A 21,270-nucleotide genomic window follows, 5' to 3' on the forward strand; every position below is an offset into this window, starting at 1 on the left:
GGGTCAGCGCAGGAACAGGAGCGCCAGCACCGCCAGCGCGGCGGCCATCATGCCATTGAACACCCGCTGCCGTCGCGGGTCGGTCAGAAGACGCCGGATCGCCACGCCGAACAGCGCCCACGCCGAGATGCACGGAAAGGTGATGACGAGGCCGATGGCCGACACGAGCAGCGCGCCGCTCACCAGGGCCATGCCCGCCGGCATGAACACCGAGGCCAGCGTGACCGCCTTGACCCAGCTCTTCGGGTTGACGGCCTGGAACAGCGCCCCCTGCGCGAACGACAGCGGCCGCGGCACCTCGGCGCCCTTCATCGCGACGCCGCCGGTGAGCTTCCACGCCAGCACCAGCAGGTACAGCGCGCCGGTCACGCGCAGCACGCCGTGCAGCACCGGATAGGCCGTGAACAGCGCGCCCAGGCCGAGGCAGGCGACGAAGGTCTGGACCGCGCCGCCCACGCTGATGCCGAGGACATGCGGCAGCGAGCCGCGGTAGCCGAAGTTGGCGCCCGAGGTCGTTAGCATCATGTTGTTCGGCCCCGGGGTGCTGGACATCACGAAGCAATAGGTCGCCAGGGGCAGCAGCTCGGTCATCGCGGGTCGCTCCGGTCAGGTGTGGCCCGGAGCGTAGGCAGGCGGCGTTCGCCGGTGAAGGCACAGGGGCCGCGCCGATCGAAGGCACTGTACCAGCCGCGGGACCGGTACAGACGGCGCGAGCGCGCACCTGCTACGCTGGAGCAGCGCAGCCGGACGAGGCCGTGGGCGCGGAGGAGATATGAAGGAGGAATCAGCGGCACGCGGGCCGGACAAGGCATCCTTCTTCACCCCGGAGGTCCGCTTCTTCGACTTCTCGGGCGAGGTCCCTGGTGAGCGATGCAGCGACGGCGGGCGCGTGACAACCGCCCTGCCGCCACCCACGCCGACACAGGTCCCGCGTGGCCCTGGAGCTCGCTCCAGCCACCCCGACACACCCCCTCAGTCGCACCCCCCCACGCTCCACATCCCCGGCGCCTCCACGTGGAGCGTCACGACCTCGTCCTTGTCGACCCCCAGCCCCTCGAGCGCCCCGGTGGTGCGGTATCCAAGGAAGAGCTGCTCGTCGCCGACGTCGAGGACCTGCTTCTGCGCCCGGCCGTGGATCTCGTGCTCCGCCACCGACGCGGTGATCTCGTTGCAACCGAACGGCCCGTAACTCACGTGCGCCAGCATGATCGGCCCGGCTTCGTTGAACCCCGTGATCGAGAGCCCCGTGAACATCCCGTCCCCGTCGTCGCTGCTCGGATCCGTGAACGGCGTGAACGTCCGCTCGCCCTCCAGGTTGTAGAGGTTCGCCACGGTGCTCGGCGCGCCCGGGTTGCTCGCCATGAAAGCGACCTTCCCTTGGCTCGCCGACCTGGCCTCGTCGATCCGGTAAATCCCCACGCCGCCGGAGACCTCCCCGAACCCGATCCACTTCTGCAGCCCTCGGTCGTATCCCTCGTTCTGCCGGTTCTCGACAAGGAAGTACTGGTCCGGATCCGACGTCTCGATCTTGTAGATCGTCGGAGCCACGCTCTGCCCGAAGAGCTCCGCGCCGGCCGACTGCACGATCGGAATGTCCTGCGCCGGCGCCCCCGGCTGGATCACGGTCGGCGCCAGGAACCCGGCCTTGAGCCGGCTCCACGCGCCCATGGCCACGGGCGTCGAGCCGGCGGGCGATCCGGTCGTCGTGCCCCAGCTCCCGCTCGCCATCACGCACCACGCCCCGACCGGGGTCGGGCCCTTGTAGAGATCCGGCAGGCCGATCGCCGAGTGCCCGAGCTCGTGGACGATGACGCCCACGGTGGCCGGCATCGTGGTGGGCACGCCGCGGATCTTGTGGACCTGGCGCTCGCCGATCACCGCGTAGCCGCCGAGGACCTTGCCGTCGAGGGTGATCGGGTCGTCAAAGCCTGTCGCGTGGGCCCAGACCGAGGGCGTCTTGCCGGTGTTCGATGTCTCGTAGCCGGCCACGACGAAGAGCACGTTGAGCTCGTCGCCGCGGACCTTGCCGTCGCCGTTGGCGTCGAACGAGGCGAAGTTGACGAACGGATTCGCCATCACAAGCGCCTCCTTCAAGTAGGGCTGGAGGAGCGCGAAGTCCTTCTTGCTGTTCGGGTGCGCGAACGGCAGCTTGATCCGGACGATGCCGTCGTTGGCCGTGCCGTGCGTCTCCCGCGCGCGGATGAACGAGAACTTCCCGCGCGACATGTCGGCGTAGTAGTGGTTCACCGAGCCAGGGAGGCTCCCGTACAGGGTGTCCTTCCATGTCGCGATGTCGGTCACGAAGCCGCCGGTGAACGCCCCCGGCGCGGTGATCCCGCCGCCCTGCGTGAACTCCAGCAGGATCGTGAGCAGCGGGCGCCGCACCCCGGTGCTCGCGGGCGGGGCCGCGAACGACCGCGCGCCCGGGGAACGCGCGATCGCCGCCTCCCAGAGGTCGTCGAGCGCCTCCTCGTCGATGCGCGCGAGCAGCGCCGGATCCACGGGGCCGCCCAGCGCGCGGAGATCGCGGACCAGCACGCCCGAGGGCACGAGGGCAGGGGCGCCGCGCGCGTCCGAGCCGAGCTCGGCGACCTCGTAGTCGCCCGAGAGGTCGTTGAGCACCACGACGGTGCCGTCCCGCATCCGGAGGTAGTCGAAGTGCTCGTCGCCGATCACCTCGGCGTGGAACATCGCGCCGGTGGGGTCGAGCGGGATCTCGCGCAGCCCCGGCTCGGCGAGCACAGCGGCCGCCGGGCGGCTCACGCAGACGGCGCTCGCCAGCGCGGCCAGCGCGACGAGCCCGAGCCTCGCCCCGCGCCGCGCCCCGAAGATCGCCCGCTGCTCCACCGTGTCTGCGCCGCTGTCACGAGATGTCATGTCCGCATCCTCCTCGATCCGCGTTTCGTCGCGTTCGAGGGGGCACATCGCAACGCGTGTGCCGCGCCCGGACGGCGCGGATCGCCGCGCTCTCAGGCCGATTCCGGGGTCTCCCGCGAGCGCGTCGCCGCTGCGTCGCCGCGCGATGACACCTCGCCGGGACACCCGTCACGCGCGCATGACGGCCGCTGTCACGGCGGCGTTACAGCCGATCCAACCATGGATCCCAGGGGCAGCGCGCCAGCGGTCCGCGCTCCCGCGGGCGCGCCGGTTCCGGGTTGACGCGCACCCCCTCAGGGGCACCATGGCGCTCATGGGCGAGGATCCCGGGGCGACCTGCACGCTCACGAGCTTCGATCAGGGCCGCGCCCTGCGGCTCCCGGCCGTCACCGTGACGGTCACCCTCCCGGACGGGCGCACGCTCGCCGCGCCGCTCGATCTGCGCCCGCTCATCGTCGGCGCGGGCGCCGACTGCGATCTGGTCCTCGCCGATCCCCGCGCCTCGCGGCGGCACTGCGAGATCCGGATGACCGAGCGCGGCGTGCTCCTCCGCGATCTCGGCAGCAAGAACGGCACGCAGGTCCGCGACATCCGCATCGTCGAGGCCTTCCTCCCGCCGGGCGTCCCCGCCACGGTGGGCAGCTCCGAGCTCGTCGTCGGCGCCGCGGGCCCGCCGTCCGTCCTGCCGCTCTCCGCCGCCGACGCGTTCGGCGACGCGGCGGGCCGGAGCCTGACCATGCGCGCGCTCTTCGCGAAGCTGGAGCGCGCGGCGCCGACGGACGAGACGCTGCTCCTGCTCGGCGAGTCCGGCACCGGCAAGGAGGTCCTGGCGCGCGCGATCCACGCCCGGAGCCGCCGCAAGGACGGCCCCTTCGTTGTCGTGGACTGCGGCGCCGTCGCCCCGAGCCTCGTCGAGAGCGAGCTCTTCGGCCACGTCCGGGGCGCGTTCACGGGCGCGGCGGGGGCGCGGCCGGGGCTGCTCGAGCAGGCGAGCGGCGGCACGCTGTTCATCGACGAGATCGGCGAGCTCCCGCTCGATCTCCAGCCGAAGCTCCTCCGCGCGATCGAGGGGCGGCAGATCCGGCGGCTCGGGTCGAACGAGTGGGTCCCCTTCGACGCGCGGATCGTGGCGGCCACGCACCGGAACCTGCGCGCGAAGGCCCAGGACGGCTCGTTCCGGGCCGACCTCTACTTCCGGCTCTCGGTGGTGGAGGTCCACGTCCCCGCGCTCCGGGAGCGCAAGGACGACATCCCGCTCCTCGTCGAGCGGTTCCTGGCCGCGCGCGAGCCGCCGCGCGCGCTCGCGGACCTGCCGGCGGGCGCGCTCGCCTTGCTGGAGGGCCACGACTGGCCGGGCAACGTGCGCGAGCTCCGGAACACCGTGGCGCGCCTCGTCCTGTTCCCCGAGCTGCTCCACGAGATCGTCGGCGCCGGGCCGCCGGCGCCGCGCGGGAGCTCCGGCCCGGAGCCCGCGAGCGCCGCGCCCTCCGGCGCACCCCCCGCCGGCGCCTCTCCCGCCGGCGCCCCCGCCGGCGCGTCTGCCTCCGGCGCGGAGCCTGCCGCCCCCGCGGACGCCCGCCTCCGCCGGCTCCTCGCGCTGCCGCTGCCCGAGGCGCGCGAGATGGTGCTCGAGGAGCTCGAGCGCGCCTACGTCACCGAGAAGCTCCGCCAGCACGGCGGCAACATCTCGCAGGCGGCCGACGCGATGGGCGTCTCCCGCCAGCTCGTCCACCGGCTGATGCAGCGCCACGGCCTGCGCGCCCGATGATCCCGCCCGCGGACGCCGACGAGCCCTGCGCCGCCGCCCCGCCGGGGCCTCGGCGCGGCCGCGACGACGCGACGCTCACCGGCCCTGTCACGCCCGCCGCCCCTGGCAACGGCCTCGGCGCGGCGGGCGACGCCCCCGCCGCCGCGCCCGAGGCCACCCCGGACCTCCGCCTCGGCGAGGGCGCCTCCGGCCCCGCCGCCGCGCCGGAGGAGCCCTCGCCGATCCCGCCCTCGCTCCACGCCCGCTTCGAGGACTTCCACCTCCTCGGCCGGGGCGGCATGGGCGTCGTCTACAGGGCCCGCGATCTCCGGCTCGGCCGGCGCGTGGCCATCAAGCTCGTCCTGGCGGGCGCGCACGTCGACGGGACGTTCCTGCGCGAGGCCCGGTCGCAGGCGCGGCTCCGCCACGAGAACGTCTGCGAGGTCTTCGAGGCCGGCGTCGCCGATCGCGTGCCGTTCATCGTGATGCGCTACATCGAGGGCCGCTCCCTCCAGGAGGCCCGGGACGACCTCACGCTCGAGGAGAAGGTGCGCGTCGCCCGGACCATCGCCGCCGCGCTCCACGAGGCGCACCGGATCGGCCTCGTGCACCGCGACGTCAAGCCGAGCAACATCCTCCTGGAGCGCGGCGAGGACGGGTCGCACCGCCCCTACCTCATGGACTTCGGCATCGCGCGCGACGCCGGCGAGGGCGGCGCGACCCTCACGGGCGCCGTCCTCGGGACCCCCGCGTACATGGCCCCCGAGCAGGCGGCCGGCAGGGTGCGCGCGCTCGACCGGCGGACCGACGTCCACGGCCTGGGCGCGACCCTCTTCGCGCTGCTCGCCGGCCGCCCGCCGTTCGTGGGGGGCTCGGTCATGGACGTCCTCCGCCAGGTGCTGGAGGCCGACGCGCCGCCGCTGCGGGCCCTGGACAGCGACGTCCCGCAGGACCTCGAGGCGGTTGTGGCGCGCTGCCTGGAGAAGGAGCCCGGCGCCCGCTACGAGTCGGCGCGGGCGCTCGGCGAGGACCTGCAGCGCTTCCTCGACGGCGATCCCGTGCTCGCGCGGCGCGCCTCCCTCGCGCGCCGCCTCGCCCGGCAGGCGCGGCGGCACCGGGCGGCGGTCGCGGGCGCGGCCGCGCTTGTCGTCGCGGCGCTCGTCGTCGTCGGCCTGTTCGTCCGGAGCCGGCGCGCCGCCGCGGAGCAGGCGACCCTCGCGCGTGAGCTCGGCGAGACAGTGAAGGAGATGGAGCTCTTCCTCCGCGGCGCCCACGGGATGCCGCTCCACGACGTCGAGCGCGAGCGCGACGTGGTCCGCGCCCGGCTCGCGGCCGTCGAGGCCCGGATGGCGACCGCGGGCGAGATCGGCCGCGGCCCCGGCGAGTACGCGATCGGCCGCGGCCTGCTCGCGCTCCAGGAGCCGCGCGCCGCGCTCGACCACCTCCGGGAGGCCGAGCGTGCCGGGTATCGGTCGCCGGGGCTCGACTACGCCGCCGGGGTGGCGCTGTCCGAGCTCTACCGCCACGGCCTGGAGGAGACCCGCCGCATCCAGGACAAGGCGCAGCGCGAGGCCCGGATCGCGGCGCTGGAGGCCGAGTACAAGGCGCCGGCGGTCCAGCACCTGCGCGCGGCGCTCGGCGGCGCCATCGAGGCGCCCGCGTACGTGGAGGGGCTGCTCGCGTTCGCCGAGGGGCGGCACGAGGAGGCGCTGGAGAAGGCCCGGGAAGCGTTCGCGGGGGCGCCCTGGCTGCACGAGGCGAAGAAGCTGGAGGGCGACGTGCTCTTCACGATGGGGAGCCGCCACCGCCACGACGCCGCTGCCTTCGACTTCGAGAAGATGAAGGGCCCCTTCGATCGCGCCGCCGAGGCGTACCGGATCGCCGCGGATCACGGCCGATCCGACCCCTCGGTCCATGTCGCCGCGTGCGAGCTCTGGGCCCAGCTCATGAACGCCGCCGGCATGCACGGCGACTCGATGCGCCCGAGCTTCGAGCGGTCGCGGGAGGCCTGCGGGCGGGCGATCGCCGCGAGCCCGCGGAGCCCCGAGGCGTACATGAAGCTCGCGTGGGTCCACAACTGCTTCGCCTGGTGGGTCGCGATCGGGATGCAGAACAGCGAGGACGCGGAGGCGGCGCTCCGCGAGGCGAGCGCGCGCGCCGAGGAGGCGCTCCGGCGGAGCCCGGACGACACCATGGCGCGGTACGTGGCCGCCAGCGTGTTCCGGGCGCGGGCGTACCACGCGAACCTGATCGGACGCGAGCAGGGCGAGGCCCTCGAGCGCGCCATCCAGGGCTACGAGGCCGCGCTCCAGCGCGAGCCGGACTTCGCCTGGGCGCTCAACGAGCTCTGCGCGGTGTACTCCGAGCGCGGCCGCTACCTGTCCCTGCGCGGTCAGGATCCGGGCGGCTCATTCGAGCGCGCGCGGGCCCGCTGCGATCACGCGCTGGCGCTCGATCCAGACTTCGGCCACGCGCGCACCTCCCGGCTGGGCCTCGACCTGTACGAGGTGGACCACCTCCTCCGTACCGGCCGCGCGCCCGACGAGGTGGTCCAGAGGACGCACGGGCTCATCGACGCCATCGGTCACAAGGATCCCTCCTGGAAGTGGGGCCCCTACTGGCGGCTCTGGCTGGACCACGCGCTGGCCATGCACGCTGTCGAGGCCGGCGGAGATCCCGGCCCGGCGCTCGAGCGCGCCAGGGCGAGCGCGCGGGAGATGGCGCCGGACGCTGTCGCGTTCCCGGAGGCGGTCCGGGCGACGCTGGCGATCCTCGAGGCGCGCGTCCGGATCGCGCGAGGCGAGGACCCGACCCCCTCGATCCGGATCGCGCGCGAGGCGCTCGATCGCAAGCTCTCCGAGGCGCCCTGGGACGTCGCGGATCGCATGCAGCGCGCCGAGGCAGAGGTCCTCGCGTTCCAGTGGAGCGCAGCGCGGGGTCGCCTGGACGCGGCGCGGCTCGACGCGGCCCTCGCCTCGCTGAGCGACCTGCTCGACGAGCCGCGCGCCGATCCGCAGCTCTACGCGCTGCTGGCCGAGATCCACGAGGCCCGCGCCGCCTTCCGGGCGGACCGCCGCCAGGACGCCGCCGCCGACATCGCCGACGGGCTCCGGCACGCGGACGCGGCGCTCGGGATGAACCCGCGGTCCGATCGGGCGCTCGTGGCGCAAGGCAAGCTCTGGCTGCTCCGCGCCGCGGCGACGCCCGACGCGGCCGCCCGGAGGGAAGCCGCCCGGCGCGGGGCCGCGGCCCTCGAGGCGGCGATCCAGGCCAACCCGCTGCGCGCCCGGACCGCCGCCGTGCGCCTCGCCGAGGCGCAGCGGCTCGCGGGTCAGGCGCCCGCCCCGCCCTGACCATGCCGGGAGGGGGAGCGAGCCCGCGCGGGCACCCCCTGAGCTCACATGGGAGGGGAAGGCGGCGGCTGGCACCAGTCGGGCTTGTTGTCCGTCAGCCACGTCATCGTGCACGGCTTGCCCTCGCATTCGTAGTGTCCCGACCCACCCACATTGATGCATGAGCTGTGCTCGAGGAGTCCGCCGTAGTTGAGGCCGCAGTTCGCCACGGCCTCCTCGTCTTCGCTGCAGTACCGCTGCTCCAGCGCCGTCTTGGCGTCGATCCCGCACCCCCGAGCGAACAAGGTTGTCGGGTAGACATCGACGGAGACATCGATGACTCCACCGCCGGTGATGGATCGGGTGTGCGCGCACCAGACGGCCTCGCGATGAATGAACTCGGGGTGATCCTCTTGTGCGTTGAACGCTGACCCCGCGATCAGGATGTCGACCCCCACGGTCTTGTCGTTGACGAATGCGATCACGCACTCCATCACGCTGGCGATCACCTGGTCATCGAGCCCCTGCTTCGCCCAGCTCGACGCGCCGAGCACCATTCCCTCATTCCCATCCATCGCCCCGACCGTGCAGTCGAGGAGGTGCCCGAAGAGCTCCTCGTTGCCCCCGAGCTCGGGCTTCCCGACCTTGACGATGTTCGGGTTCATCACGTCGCCCTGCATCAGCGGCTGCTTCAGCGCGTTGGCGATGGTCAGCTTCCAGGTGTGCCACGCGGCGTTCGGGACGCCGTTCGTGCCCGGCATTCCAAGCGCCGTCACCTCGATCCTCGGCGCGTCCACCTCGATCTCCGCCTCGGGCGCCGTCGCGCAGGCCGTCGAGAGGAGCCCAACCCACATCACCATTCCTGGCGCACAGCTGGAGTGTTTCATCGCGATCTCCTCATCCAGAGAGTTTCAAGCCTTCTTTCCGGCGCGCTCGCCGGTCAAGGAAGCAAGGGGCGGTGTTCGCCGCCCCGCGCTCCGAGGAAGATAGCATGCGCCGTGCCACGCTCGCGAACGGCGCGAGATCCGCGGAGCGCCTGCGCCCTTCGCGTCGAGGCGGCACGACGGCGTGACGGCGGCGCGACAGGTGACCGCCGCGCGGACATCGGCTGTCACGCTGCCGTGACAGCGCGGCCGGACCGTCGCCGTGCGCCTCGCCGAGGCGCAGCGGCTCGCGGGTCAGGCGCCCGCGCCGCCCTGACCAGCCCGGGAGGGGGAGCGAGCCCGCGCGGGCACCCCCCTGAGCTCACATGCGAGGGGAAGGCCGCCGCCGCTGGCACCAGTCGGGCGTGATGTCCGTCAGCCACGTCATCGTGCACGGCTTGCCCCCGCACTCGTAGTGTCCCGGCGCACCCACGATTGTGCATGAGCTGAGGTCGAGGCGTTCGCGGTAGTTGAGGCCGCAGTTCGCCACGGCCTTCTCGTTTGCGCTGCAGTACCGCTGCTCCAGCGCCGTCCGGGCGTCGATCCCGCACCCAAAAACGAACGAGGCTGTCGGGTAGACATCGACAGAGACATCGAGGACTGCACCGCCGACGGTGGAGTCGGTGCGCGCGCACCAGACCGCCTCGCGATGAATGAACTCGGGGTGATTCTCTGTTGCGTTGAACGCTGCCCCCGAGATCAGGATGTCGACCCCCTGGTTCTTGTCGTTGACGAATGCGATCATGCACTCCATCACGCTGTTGATCATCGGCTCTTCGAGCCCCTGCGTCGCCCAGATCGACGCGCCGAGCACCATTCCCTCCGTCCCATCCATCGCCCCGACCGTGCAGTCGAGGAGGTGCCCGAAGAGCTCCTCGTTGCCCCCGAGCTCGGGCCTCCCCACGGTGACGATGTCCGGGTTCATCACGCCTTCCTTCATCAGCGGATGCATCAGCGCGCTGGCGATGGTCAGCTTCCAGCCGTGCCACGCGGCCTTCGGGACGCCGTTCGTGCCCGGAAGTCCAAGCGCCGTCACCTCGAGCCCCGGCGCGTCCACCTCGATCTCCGCCTCGGGCGCCGTCACGCAGGCCGTCGAGAGGAGCCCAACCCACATCACCATTCCTAGCGCAGAGCTGGAGTGTTTCATCGCGATCTCCTCATGCAGAGAGCTTCAAGCCTTCTTTCCGGCGCGCTCGCCGGTCAAGGAAGCAAGGGGCGATGTTCGCCGCCCAGCGCTCCAAGGAAAGCATGCGCCGTGCCACGCCTGCGAACCGCGCGAGATCCGCGGATCGCCTGCGGCCTTCGCGTCGAGGCGGCACGACGGCGTAACGGCGGCGCGACAGGTGACCGCCGCGCGGACAGCGGCTGTCACGCTGCCGTGACGGCGCGGCCGGAGGGCGGGGAGCCCATCCTCATCGCCTGGCCCAGGCCACCGCAGGCCGGTGAGCGCGGCGATGGTGCCACCTGAACGGAGGCCCCGCGCACTTGACTGGACCGGTTCGCATGTGGTCCAAACGGTGGGGAATCCCCGATGAACGCGCGCTCCGGGCGCGCCGCGGGACGAAGGGGTGGATTCATGGACGAAGAGCAACGCTGGTTCGACGACCTCCCGGTGATCGGCCGCCTTCCCCCTGCGCAGCGCGCCGCGGCGCTCCGGGCGCTCGATCCGACGCCGGACGCCGAGGTGCAGGCGCGAGCGAAGGGGTTCTTCTCGTCCGTGCCAGAACCGTGGGAGCACACGTCGCACGCGTTCGGCTTCCTCCCGCCGGCCGCCCCTGGCTCGGGCCTCGTCGACGTGCTGCCCGCAAGCCAGATCAAGGCCGATCCCGCGCTCAAGAACGCGCGCATCGCCGTCAAACTCGACCGCCTGCGCGTCGCCGCGTACCCGGGCCGCGGCGTGCACCGGATCCTCTTCGATTTCTACGCCAGGAACCAGCGAGAGGGCGGGGAAGACGACCTGCACTTCAACATGGTCTTCCGGGCGCAGCAGGGGCAAGGCGCCGCGGTGGTCGGCTACCCCATCTTCCTCGGGCTGGGCGTCGGCGCCAGCGGGGTGGGCTTCCGCTGCCATACGGTCAACGTCAAGAACGAGCAGGACGAGGCGCTCCTCGGCGTCCTCGAGTCGGACTCCATGCGGCGGGGGCTTCAGCTCCTCTCCACCGTGCAGCCCGCGCTGGCGCCGCTCTCGACGATGGCCGTGGGGATCACCCGCGCGCTGGCCGGTCGCCATCGCAACGTCTCGGTCCAGGATTTCTACCTGGGGCTCGATTTCGGCGACTCGGCGACCGGCGCGCGGCTCCGCGAAGGCACCTATTTCGCGGTCCAGGCGCCCGAGGAGATCACCGCGTCGTGCTGGCAGCAGTGGGCCTACAACGCGCAGGGCCAGCACCTCGTCTCGCGCGACAACCCTGCGGTCCCCATCGCCCACAACTACATCGCGTTCAGCGTCTCCCGGCATCCGGCGTGATGAGCGCCGCCTTCTCGAGCGGGTACGCGTTGCTCGTCGGAGTCGGCGGCGACCTCCCCGTCACGGCCAGGGATGCCGAGGACCTGGCGGCGCTGCTGCGCGACCCTTCGCGCGCCGGCTACCCGGACGGCCAGGTCGATGTGCTCACGGGCTCGCAGGCCACACGGGCGGGGATACTGGCGGCCCTGGACCGGCTCGCCCAGCGCACCCTGGGCGATCCCGAGGCGACCGCGATCCTCTACTATTCGGGGCACGGCGGCCGCTTCGGGCCCACCGCGGAGATGGCGAGATACTACCTCCTGCCTCACGGCTGGGACGAGGCGCGCCGCGACGAGACAGGCGTCTCCGGCGAGGAGCTCACCGCGCGCATCCGCGCGATCCCGGCGAAGCGGCTGCTCGTGCTGCTCGATTGCTGCCACGCCGCCGGCCTCCCGAGGCCCAAGGACGGCGCGAGCGTCGCGGCGTTCGCGAAGTCCGGCCTGCCGGAGATCGACGGGCTCCGGAGCGGCGCGGGGCAGATGGTCCTGACCTCCTGTCGCGGAGACGAGCGGTCGTACATCCGGCAAGGCGCCGCGAACAGCGTGTTCACCGCGTGCCTCCTCGAGGCGCTCCAGGGCAGCGCGCCCTCGTACCTCGGCTTCGCGTGGGCGCTCGACGTCGTGAGCTACCTCCTGCGCGAGGTCCCGGGCCGCGCGCCGGCGCCGCAGCACCCGGTCCTGAGCTGGGCCGACAGGACGGAGAGCTTCACGCTCTGCCGGGTGCCGGCGGCGAAGGGCGCGGCCGCGCCGGCGCCGGCGCCGGCGACTGGGTGGCGTCGCAAGCGCGTCCAGATGGAGATCGGCAGCCTCATGCCGGCCTTCGAGCTCCGGCGCACTCTGATCGGCCGGCTGAGGACCGCCCGCGCGCTCTCCACCGATCCCGCGGAGCAGCTCCGGATCGAGCGCCAGATCGACGAGGCCGAGCGCGCGGCGGAGTCCGACACCCAGCGGCTCGATCGTCTCCACGCAGAGCTCGACGAGGCCTAGCGGAGCGAGGGCAGGGATGATCGAGGCGCTGCTCCAGTCCACCATCGACAGGATCTTCGACGTCCTGAAGCGGCTGCGGAACGAGCACGTGACCGCGCGCCCGGAGCAGCAGCTCGCCCTGGAGCGCCGCATCCAGGAGCTCGAGGGCGCCGTCTCCGAGCTCGGGGAGCTGCACGACGGGCTCGACGCCCTGCTCGCCTGCTGCCTGGATCGCGAGGAGCACGTCCGCGACCTGCTCACGAGGGAAGTGCGGCTCCGCGCGGCCCACGCCGAGAGCACCGACGAGGCGTCGCGGCTCCAGTACGAGGGGCAGATCGCGGAGCTGAGGTCCCAGCGCGACGGCGTCGCGCGGGAGCAGTTCGCGCGGGTGATCCGCGCGCTCGACTTCGCGCGGCAACGCTCCGAGTTCAAGCGGCGCCTCGACGCGCACCGGCTCGCGTCGGTCCTCATCCAGGGCGACTCCGAGCACGGCCTGTACTGGCTCTCTCACCGGCTCCGCGACCTCGTGCGCCCCGGGAAGCCGATGATCCTGCGGCACTCGTTCCGCGCGGCCGCCGTGGATCACTCGCTGGACGGCCTGCTCATGGGGATCAGGCGCCAGCTCCGGCCGAAGGTCCAGGACGCCGATCTCACCCGCTGCGTCGTCGACGAGATCTGCAGGCTCTGGCCGCAGCAGAGCGTCGTCCTCGTCCTCGACAACGTCGATCTGCTCGGCCCTGCGGGCCTCACCGCGCTGCTGGACGGCCTCTGGTCGCCGCTCGTCGACGCCGCGGAGGCTCGCGCGCGGCCTCCGGGGAAGACGTGCATCGCCGCTTTCCTCCTCGTCCACACGAGCGCTCCGGGCGGTCCTCCCGCGCTCGCGCGGCAGGACGACTCCCCCCGCAGGCCGCTCCGGATGGATCTCCCGTGCTTCGACGTGAGGGTCCTGGAGGAGTGGATCAACGCGCACATCGCGGGGGGCGTCCCGCCCCACCTGAACGATCCCGACCTGCTGTTCGACATCCTCGAGGAATGCAGCGGCGTGCCGTGCGACGTCGTGGACGAGCTCTGCCAGCGGTGGCCCTACGATTGGTATCGCCAGAGCGATCTCCAGAAAGAATGGTTTCAGCCATGAGCCAGCCCAGACGATCCTATGAGGGACGCGAGCCCGCGCCGGGCGGAGGCCTCGGCGTTCGGCCCTACATTCCCAGCCCGGAGCTCGTCGAGGCGGTGCGCATCGCCCAGCTCCTCGAGCGCCCGCTCCTGCTCAAGGGCGAGCCCGGCTGCGGCAAGACGCGCCTCGCGGGCGCGATCGCCGCAGAGCTCGGGCTGCCTTATTTCGAGTGGCACGTGAAATCCACGAGCCGCGCGCGCGACGGCCTGTACACCTATGACGCCGTGGGGCGGCTCCGCGACGCCCAGCTCGTCGCTGCCCGCCTCGTCGAGCCGCGCGACGACCGCAGCTACGTCCGCCTCGGCCCGCTGGGCCAGGCGTTCGTCGCCGAGCAGCCGGCCGTGGTGCTCATCGACGAGATCGACAAGGCCGACATCGATTTCCCCAATGACCTGCTCGTCGAGCTGGATGAACGGCGGTTCCGGATCGACGAGATCGACGAGACGAAGATCGCGAAGCACGCCCCGCTCGTGGTCATCACCAGCAACGACGAGCGCGACCTGCCGGACGCGTTCCTGCGGCGCTGCGTCTTTCACTACCTCGAGTTCCCGGGAGAGCAGCAGCTCTTGACGATCGTCCGGGCCCATTTCCCCGCGCTGAAGCAGGACCTCCTCGACGCCGCGATCCGGCGGTTTCGCGAGCTCCGCGCGAGGATGGCGGCGGAGAAGGGCGAGGGCGGCAAGCGGGTCGGCACGAGCGAGCTGCTCGACTGGGTGCGCGTGCTCGCGGCCCGCCCGGAAGACGAAGCGCTGCGCCTGCTGGCGGGGGCGCTGCCGTTCCCCGGCGTTCTCCTCAAGAGCTGGGAAGATCACGCGCGCTTCGCGAAGCGCGCGGCCGACGAGGGCGCGCGGTGAGCGGCGGGGCGACGCCCGGGCCCGCGCCGCCGCTCGTCGCGGAGGAGCTGCCCCTCCTCGAGCTCTTCCAGGACCTGCGCGAGGCCGGGCTCTCGCTCGGCACCCGCGATTACCTGGAGCTCCTGCGGGCCCTGCGGATGGGCGAGGGCCTCGACGACACGCGGGCGCTGCTGCGCCTGTGCCAGCTCCTCTGGACGGGGACGCGCGAGGAGGCCCGGTTGCTGGAGCGCCTCTTCGATCGCACCGTCGAGGCGGCCGCCCGGCGCGCGCGACAGGCGCCGGAGCCAGCCGCCGTTGCGCCCGAGCCCGCGCCGTCGCCGCCCGCGCCGGCCGCAGGCTCCCCCGCTGCGCCGCCGCCGGCCGCGGCGCCTGCTGCCGGCGCCGCGCCCTCCGCGCCCGCCGCGACCGAGGCGCGCCCGCCGCCGCGCGGCCGCGCGCTGGAGCTGGCGCTGGCGATGCTCCGCGGCGCGCCGGGCGAGGTCGAGCCGACCGCCCTGCGCCGCGCGCTGCCGGACGAGTACCTGCCCGTGAGCCCCCGGCAGATGCGGCAGGCGTGGCGCCGCCTGCGCCGCATGGAGCGCCGGGGCCCCCGCACCGAGCCGGATCTCGACGCCACCCTCGCGCAGATCGCACGTGACGGCGTGTTCCTGGGCCCCGCGCTCGTGGCGCGCCGGACCAATGTGGAGCGCCTCCTGCTGCTCGTGGATCGGCACGGGTCCATGACGCCCTTCCAGGTCATGACGAGGCGCCTCGTGGAGACCGCTCGCCGGGGCGGCCGCCTCGCGCACGTGGGCGTGTGGTACTTCGACAACACGCCGTTCGAGCTCGACGCGGGGCTCGCCGTCCACAGCGAGGGCGCCGGGAGCGAGCTCGTGCTCCTGCGGGACGTCCTCTCCGCCGGCCCGCGCGCCGTCACCGGCGCGCTCGTCGTCAGCGACGCCGGCGCCGCGCGCGGCACCTACTCCACCGAGCGCATCGAGGCGACCCGCCGCTTCCTCGGCGAGCTCCGCGCCCAGCTCCGGCGCGTCGCCTGGATCAACCCCGTCCCGCGCCATCGATGGCCGGGCACCAGCGCGCAGGCGGTCCGCGCGGTGGTCCCCATGTTCGAGGCCGATCGCGCCGGCCTCGACGCGGCGCTCCGCGTGCTGCGCGGCCGGCGCCCTCATCCGCACGGAGGCCCCTGAGGTGCAGCCCGAGCCTCGCCGCCGAGTCCGCCCGGACCGCGTCTCGCGGCTCCTCGACGCGTTCCGCGCGCGCTTCGGCCCCGCGCACGAGCTCTTCGCCTGCCATGCCGCCTTTCCGGCGGCGCTGACCCCGGAGCTCGCGTACCAGCTCTGGGCGGCGTTCCGCACCGACGTCCGGGGCCAGCCGCTCGGGGTGCCGTGGATCGCTGTCGCCGATCTCCTCCTGTCCTCGCTCTGCGCCGAGATCGGCGAGGAGCTCTACGAGATGGCCCCCGACGTGCGCGCTGCCCTGCGCCGCCGGCTCACCGAGGACCCGCGCCTGGGCCCGCAGCGCGTGCAGGAGCTCTCCGGGTTCCTGATCGATGCGGCGGCGGCGGCGCTGCACGCCGAGGATGCCTACGACCGCACCCTCGCGCAGACGCAGCGCCTCACGGCGCTGGCCTACGGCGCGCCCGAGCGGACCGCGGCGCTGCTCGCGGGCATGCTGGCGGAGCTCGGCGCGGACGATCTCGCGTCGTGGATACGCATGGCGTCGCTGATCGGGGGACTGGCCGAGCCGCTGGCTCAATTTCCGATGTTGCTGCAATTTGCGCAGGCCATGGCGGCGTGGGGCCGCGGGGAGCCGCGGCCGCTGGCAGCGTTCGTGGCGGCGCATGGGCCTGCGACGGAGGTGGCGGGGGTGCGCCTCGAGGTGCCGGTGCCGGTCGAGGCGATCGCAGCGCGCGTGGATCGCGGCCCGGAGACGGTCGTGGCGGGCGCCCCGGAGCCGGCGCCCGCGGAGCCGCCGAGGGCTCTGCGGGTGCTGGTCGCGGGCACGGGGAGCTTTCCGAGCCTGCCGCTCCACGACGTGACGACCTGGGCCGCCAAGGCGCTCGGTGAGGCGCTCGCCGACGCGGGCCATGTGCTGCTGACGGGCGGCTACCCCGGCGTGGACGAGGTCACGGCGCGCGCGTTCGCCGCGCAGTGCGAGCGCCTCGGGCGGCCGGTCGAGGGGCGCCTGGAGCAGGTGGTCCGCCGCGGCATGCGGCCTGTCTTCCGGGGGGGCCGCACCATCGAGGTCGCGGCCTCGCCGCCGGAGGGGTGGGCGGACGAGGTGCTCCGCCGCTGCGACGCGCTGGTCATCGTCGGGGGGGCCGAGCTCGTGGCGGAGCTCGCGACCGCCGCGCTGGAGCGCGGCAAGCCGGTGATTCCGCTGCCATGGACAGGCGGCGCCTCGCAGCGGATCGCGGAAGCAATCCGGGAGCTCCCTCCGGACCTGGATGCGCCCGTGGCGACGCAGGCGCGCGCGCTCCGGCTGCTGGAGGGGGGGCCTCGGTTCCAATCGGACACACGCGCTCTGGTGGATCGTGTGATGGCCGTGCTGGCGCTGCACAATCCCGCCGCGAGAAGGGATTACAGCCGGTTCGCGCTCGGCATGGCGAATCTCGTGGGGATTCTGGGGGTGCAGGTCTTCGCGTCGCTCCCGATCGAGTCGTCCCGAGCCGACGCGTCGCTCCCGAGTCTGTCGTATATGACCGAGCTCCTCACGGCGGCCGGCGTGGATACCGTGCCGGCGCTGGCGTCGGCGGCTCCGGCGTCGGCGTTTCAGCAAGCGCTCCAGGAAGAGCTCCAGCGCATCGAGGCGACCCTGCCGGCCATGGCACCCTGGCTGGTCGAGGATTGGCTGACGCTCCGTGGCGCGGAGGGCTGGGTCGCCCGGGAGAGGGCGCTCGCCGTGCTCACGCCGCTGCTCGCGCGGCACGCGCAGCCGCTCGCCCGTGCCGTGATCGGCCGCGTCTTCGACGTTGGCGCGGGCTTCACGGCCTCCGTTGCCGAGCTGGACCCCGCGTATCTCGCCTGGATCCAGGAGACGCGGCACGTCCTCGGGTCCGACGAACATCAGCGGTGGGTCCAGGACATCGCCACTCGCTGGGCGGAGGCGTACCTGGTGGAGCGGTCGCCGACGGAGGGCGACCGCATCGTCCACGGCATCGTGCGCGCTCTCCAGGCCGCCGAGCTGGCGCCGCGGCTCGACCTCGTGCTCCCGTTGCTGGACTCCGAGCACCCGGCAGCGCGTGTTGCAGGATACCTCGTCTGCCGCACGTTTCATCTCCCTGTCTCGGCCGAGGCGCTGGACGTATGCCTGCAGATGGAGCGACGGGAGCTGGAGCAGCGCGGCGCTGCGAGTGCGCTCCGGCAGCTCCTCGCGTGTTACGAGACGCTGCCCGGGCTGGACGATGGCGCCCCGTCGCGACGTGCGGCGGCGGGGCTCGCGCGGACGGCGCAGATGCTCGACGCGCAGGAGCGCGCCGATCCGGACGGCAGGTATCGTCAGCGCATCCGCGCGCTCCTGCAGGGCCGGTTCAAGGCGGCACGGACGCTGCTCGATCGCCTCGACTCAAGCGCGAGGCGCTACGAGGAGATCCGGAGAACGTTGCGGAGCGGCGCAGTACGGACCGACCTGCTGGACGAGCTGGTCAGCGAGTTTCACAAGACGCTCCAGGGCGCGGGGCTCACGCCCGAGGAGCTCTCAGCGAGGTTTGATGCCGGCGGTGGTGGAGATCGGATCGTCGCGATCGCCGGTGTGCTCGTCACGCCGGATCCTGCGTGCTTCGAACTTGTGCGGCGGGGCATCGACTCATCCAGATCCGCCTTCGAGCAATACTGGGCGATCATCGCTGCTGGGCGCATGGTGAAGAAGCTCGATCGTCGCTCGCTGAAGGCGCTTCGCGCAGCGCTGGAGCATCAGATAAGCGGCGCGCCCGGGACGAGGCTCAAGACGAATGATGTGGCCCGCCGCGGGGCCGCGCAAAACCTTTTTCAAGTCGTCCGCGACATGCTCGGAGAGGCACCGCGCAAGACGCCTGTGCCACCGTCCGAGTCGCCGTCCTTCCGTGCGCTGCTGGACATGGTGTCCATCCCGGCGGGGCGGTTCTGGATGGGCAGCGACGCGGGGGAGCCCGGCGCGTTCGATGACCAGTACCCGCGCCGTGAGGTGGTGATCGCGGCGTTCGAGATGGCGCGGGTGCCGGTGACCCAGCGGCAGTACCGGGAGGTGACGGGAAAGAACCCGAGCACGATCGAGGGCGATGAGCTGCCCGTGATCAACGTGAGCTGGGAGGACGCAATCCGCTTCTGTAACGTCCTTTCCGAGCGGGATGGCCTGACGCCGGCATACCGGCTCGACGGCGGCGAGGTTCAGTGGGATCGCGGCGCTGACGGCTACCGCCTGCCCACGGAGGTCGAGTGGGAGTACGCGGCCCGGGGCCACGACGGCCGGATCTACCCCTGGGGCAACGCGCTTCCCTACGACCAGCTCTGCTGGGACGGGCACGACGACGAGCTCGGGCGCGGCAAGCGCGCCGGCCCGAGCGCCGTCGGAATGTATCCGAGCGGCGCTTCGCCGTTCGGCCTTCTGGACATGGCAGGCAATGTCCAGGAGTGGTGCTGGGATCGCTACGGTCCGTACCCAAAGACGACGGAGCCTGACGTCGACCCGACGGGCCCGGCGGAAGGGGAAACCCGCGTGCTGCGCGGGGGATCGTGGCGCAGCGTGCGCCGTGCGCATGTGCGCGCGGCCGACCGCGCCCGCCATGAGCCGTCGTGGCGTGACAGCCGCGTCGGCTTCCGCTGCGCGCGTGGACCCATCGAGTGAGCGCAGGTCTCGGGCGGCAGGAGCGAGCGCGCGTCTGGCCTGTATGCCTCAACCCCGTCCCCGGGCGGGCGCTTCGTTCACCAGTCGCCGCGCCGGAAGAGTCGATAGGCCTCGATCCACTCGAAGCCGCCTGGCGGAGGCCTCGGGAGCGGTAGATCCAGGACCTGGATCCGCTGCACACGCGCGTCGCGCTTGCATGTGGCCACGATTTCCTCGGTGTCATCGAGGTCGATGCCGATGACCTGAACCGGAACGCCGAGCACTTCCGTCTCGAAGGGGATCTCGAGGTGGTCCTGCATCATGGTCAGAAACCCGACGCGCTGCTCGGACTCCCCGTAGGCGTCGACGATCGCCTCTTCGATGAGCCCCCTGAGCCGTGCCTTGTCGATTGCCGGCAGCGCTGAAGGCGCTGGCCTGCGCGATGTGCCCACCGCGCGCCTCGGCGTGCCGGGCCCTTTCGTTCGTGAGCTTCGTGTAGCCATCGGGCGCCTCCGCGCGGATCCTTCACCGCGCCCTTGCAGGTCTCCATCGCCTCACGGGCATACCTGCGTCTGGTTCTGTACCGTGCTCCCGTGGGCACGACAAGCGGGCCCATGGGCGAGATGGATGAGACGAATCGAGCGGCTCAGCCGCTCGCCTGGGTCATTCGCCCTCCGCTCGCCCCGCGGGCTCGCCTGAGGAGGCTCTCGAGACGCCGCAAGAGCTGATCCGGTGGCTCCCCGCCAGCGTCGCCCTCGAGCGCCTCGCGGTACCAGCGCCCCACCAGGCACAGTTCGTACAGGTGCACGGCCGGCCCCTCGATGCGCGGCCGCCCCTGGGCGGCGTACGCATCCAGGAGGCGTGTCAGGCCATGATCGACCTGGAACGGCCTCGCGCTCCCGCGCGTGACGATGGCCATGTCGTACGCGGGGTCGCCGCGGGTCGCAACCTCCCAGTCGATGACGGCGTAGGGCTGCTCCCAGTGAAGGAGGATGTTCTGCCCCAGGAGGTCCCCGTGGACGAGCGTCGAGGGCGCTTCCTCCGGCAGGTGGTCGAGCGCCCACCGCTCCGCCTCGCGGAGCGCGGGAACGCCGTGGAGGGCCGAGATCTCCGAGAGGGCGTGCGCGCGTCGCGTGGCGTGCCCCCCGAGGCCGAGGATGTCGCCCGCGTCGACGGCGTGCACCGCCGCGGCGACCTGCGCGACGACCTCCCAGGGCGCCACGCTGGGTTGGCGACCGGCGCGTAAGTCGAGCGGGACCCCCTCGAGGTAGGAGCGAACCGCCACGTCCTCCCCGTCGATGGGCACGATCGCCGTCAATGTCGGCACGCGGATCGCGCGCGTTCGGGCGGCGACCCGTTCGAGGAGTGCGCCCTCGCGTTGCCAGCTCGTGCGCGTCCGTGCGGCGCTGCCCCTTGCGGGGATGAACGCGGCATATGCCCCGGAGCGGCCCTCTGGATCCGGAACCAGCTCGACGTGAGCCGCATAGACCTCGTTCGAGAGGCCGTGACCCACCTTGACCACGCGATCGATCCGGGGACTCCCGAGGCCCGAGAAGGCGGCCTCGAGGGCTCGCTTCGCGCGCGCCCATCCCGCCCCGGCGTACCGGGCAGCCATCTCACGCAACCTCCGCGACATCGATCGCATCCCCGACGCGCGCAGCGAACCGCGCGCGCCGCCCGCGAGCCGTCGAGAAGCAACCGGTCGGCCCGAGGACAACGCCAGAGGAGACGCGACGCTCGTCGTGTTTGTCGTGGAACGAGAGTAATCCGGCCATGACCCACGCCACATCATCGCACGGGTGAAGGCCGAAGTTGAGCCCCCTCGTGCATGAGTACGCCGCGCTCTTACCGAATACCGAATCGGCGAGGGAACGCACCAAGCTATGATGCACGCAGTCGCTGCATTCCGAGATGAGTTCATGGGTTGCCAAGTTCTTTTTTTTTTTGCCAGAATGTCGCGTATCCGAACGGAATTCCCGTGCATTTCTTTTAGAAAATAATCCTGCTCGACGTAATGGAATGAGACTCCGCGCGCCTTCGCGACACTGCCTCATCACCCCTCGTACAGCAGCGCGGATCGCGTACCCTGCGCCGC

At 72.4% G+C, this 21,270-nt stretch carries 14 protein-coding genes; 8 read left to right on the forward strand and 6 right to left on the reverse strand.

The window, feature by feature from the left end; translation table 11 throughout:
• Window positions 1-3: 3 nt before the first annotated feature.
• Entirely contained in the window at window positions 4-591 is a 588-nt protein-coding gene (locus WMF42_RS16030) for a LysE family translocator (protein WP_437692858.1), read from the reverse strand.
• 381 nt (window positions 592-972) lie between these two features.
• The gene (locus tag WMF42_RS16035; RefSeq protein ID WP_437692860.1) at window positions 973-2,877 is read right to left on the reverse strand and encodes a M6 family metalloprotease domain-containing protein; all 1,905 of its coding nucleotides are present in this window, start codon (window positions 2,875-2,877) and stop codon (window positions 973-975) included.
• A 304-nt stretch (window positions 2,878-3,181) separates the two neighbouring features.
• On the opposite strand from WMF42_RS16035, the gene WMF42_RS16040 reads away from it, so the two are divergent.
• Both WMF42_RS16040 and WMF42_RS16045 read left to right on the forward strand, forming a co-directional pair.
• Window positions 3,182-4,645, forward strand: coding sequence for a sigma 54-interacting transcriptional regulator (locus tag WMF42_RS16040; RefSeq protein WP_437692862.1), 1,464 nt, complete (start codon window positions 3,182-3,184; stop codon window positions 4,643-4,645).
• Window positions 4,642-7,977, forward strand: a complete 3,336-nt coding sequence (locus WMF42_RS16045; RefSeq protein WP_437692864.1) for a protein kinase domain-containing protein — start codon at window positions 4,642-4,644, stop codon at window positions 7,975-7,977. Before WMF42_RS16040 ends, WMF42_RS16045 begins: the two co-directional genes overlap by 4 nt.
• 44 nt (window positions 7,978-8,021) lie before the next feature.
• Here the strand turns inward: WMF42_RS16045 and WMF42_RS16050 are convergent, their stop codons facing one another.
• On the reverse strand, window positions 8,022-8,810 hold the full coding sequence (locus WMF42_RS16050; protein WP_437692866.1) for a hypothetical protein: 789 nt from the start codon (window positions 8,808-8,810) through the stop codon (window positions 8,022-8,024).
• A 391-nt stretch (window positions 8,811-9,201) separates the two neighbouring features.
• On the reverse strand, window positions 9,202-9,993 hold the full coding sequence (locus WMF42_RS16055; protein WP_437692868.1) for a hypothetical protein: 792 nt from the start codon (window positions 9,991-9,993) through the stop codon (window positions 9,202-9,204).
• A 462-nt stretch (window positions 9,994-10,455) separates the two neighbouring features.
• On the opposite strand from WMF42_RS16055, the gene WMF42_RS16060 reads away from it, so the two are divergent.
• From WMF42_RS16060 to WMF42_RS16085, 6 genes are read left to right on the forward strand one after another with little or no spacing between them, the layout of a single operon-like run.
• On the forward strand, window positions 10,456-11,346 hold the full coding sequence (locus tag WMF42_RS16060; RefSeq protein WP_437692870.1) for a hypothetical protein: 891 nt from the start codon (window positions 10,456-10,458) through the stop codon (window positions 11,344-11,346).
• Entirely contained in the window at window positions 11,346-12,371 is a 1,026-nt protein-coding gene (locus WMF42_RS16065; RefSeq protein ID WP_437692872.1) for a caspase family protein, read from the forward strand. Before WMF42_RS16060 ends, WMF42_RS16065 begins: the two co-directional genes overlap by 1 nt.
• Before the next feature lie 16 nt (window positions 12,372-12,387).
• Window positions 12,388-13,485, forward strand: coding sequence for a hypothetical protein (locus tag WMF42_RS16070; RefSeq protein ID WP_437692873.1), 1,098 nt, complete (start codon window positions 12,388-12,390; stop codon window positions 13,483-13,485).
• The gene (locus tag WMF42_RS16075) at window positions 13,482-14,378 is read left to right on the forward strand and encodes an AAA family ATPase (RefSeq protein ID WP_437692875.1); all 897 of its coding nucleotides are present in this window, start codon (window positions 13,482-13,484) and stop codon (window positions 14,376-14,378) included. The genes WMF42_RS16070 and WMF42_RS16075 overlap by 4 nt, the downstream gene beginning before the upstream one ends.
• Window positions 14,375-15,562, forward strand: a complete 1,188-nt coding sequence (locus WMF42_RS16080) for a VWA domain-containing protein (protein WP_437692877.1) — start codon at window positions 14,375-14,377, stop codon at window positions 15,560-15,562. Before WMF42_RS16075 ends, WMF42_RS16080 begins: the two co-directional genes overlap by 4 nt.
• 1 nt (window position 15,563) lies before the next feature.
• The gene (locus tag WMF42_RS16085) at window positions 15,564-19,196 is read left to right on the forward strand and encodes an SUMF1/EgtB/PvdO family nonheme iron enzyme (RefSeq protein WP_437692879.1); all 3,633 of its coding nucleotides are present in this window, start codon (window positions 15,564-15,566) and stop codon (window positions 19,194-19,196) included.
• A 77-nt stretch (window positions 19,197-19,273) separates the two neighbouring features.
• On the opposite strand, the gene WMF42_RS16090 is transcribed toward WMF42_RS16085, so the two are convergent.
• Window positions 19,274-19,627: a calcium-binding protein gene (locus tag WMF42_RS16090; RefSeq protein ID WP_199693432.1), complete on the reverse strand. Its 354-nt coding sequence runs from the start codon at window positions 19,625-19,627 to the stop codon at window positions 19,274-19,276.
• 194 nt (window positions 19,628-19,821) lie between these two features.
• Window positions 19,822-21,159, reverse strand: coding sequence for a phosphotransferase family protein (locus tag WMF42_RS16095; protein WP_437692881.1), 1,338 nt, complete (start codon window positions 21,157-21,159; stop codon window positions 19,822-19,824).
• Window positions 21,160-21,270 lie beyond the last annotated feature (111 nt).

Origin of the sequence: Sorangium sp. So ce176, assembly GCF_051519835.1 — a bacterium.
Lineage (GTDB): Bacteria > Myxococcota_A > Polyangia > Polyangiales > Polyangiaceae > Sorangium > Sorangium cellulosum_G.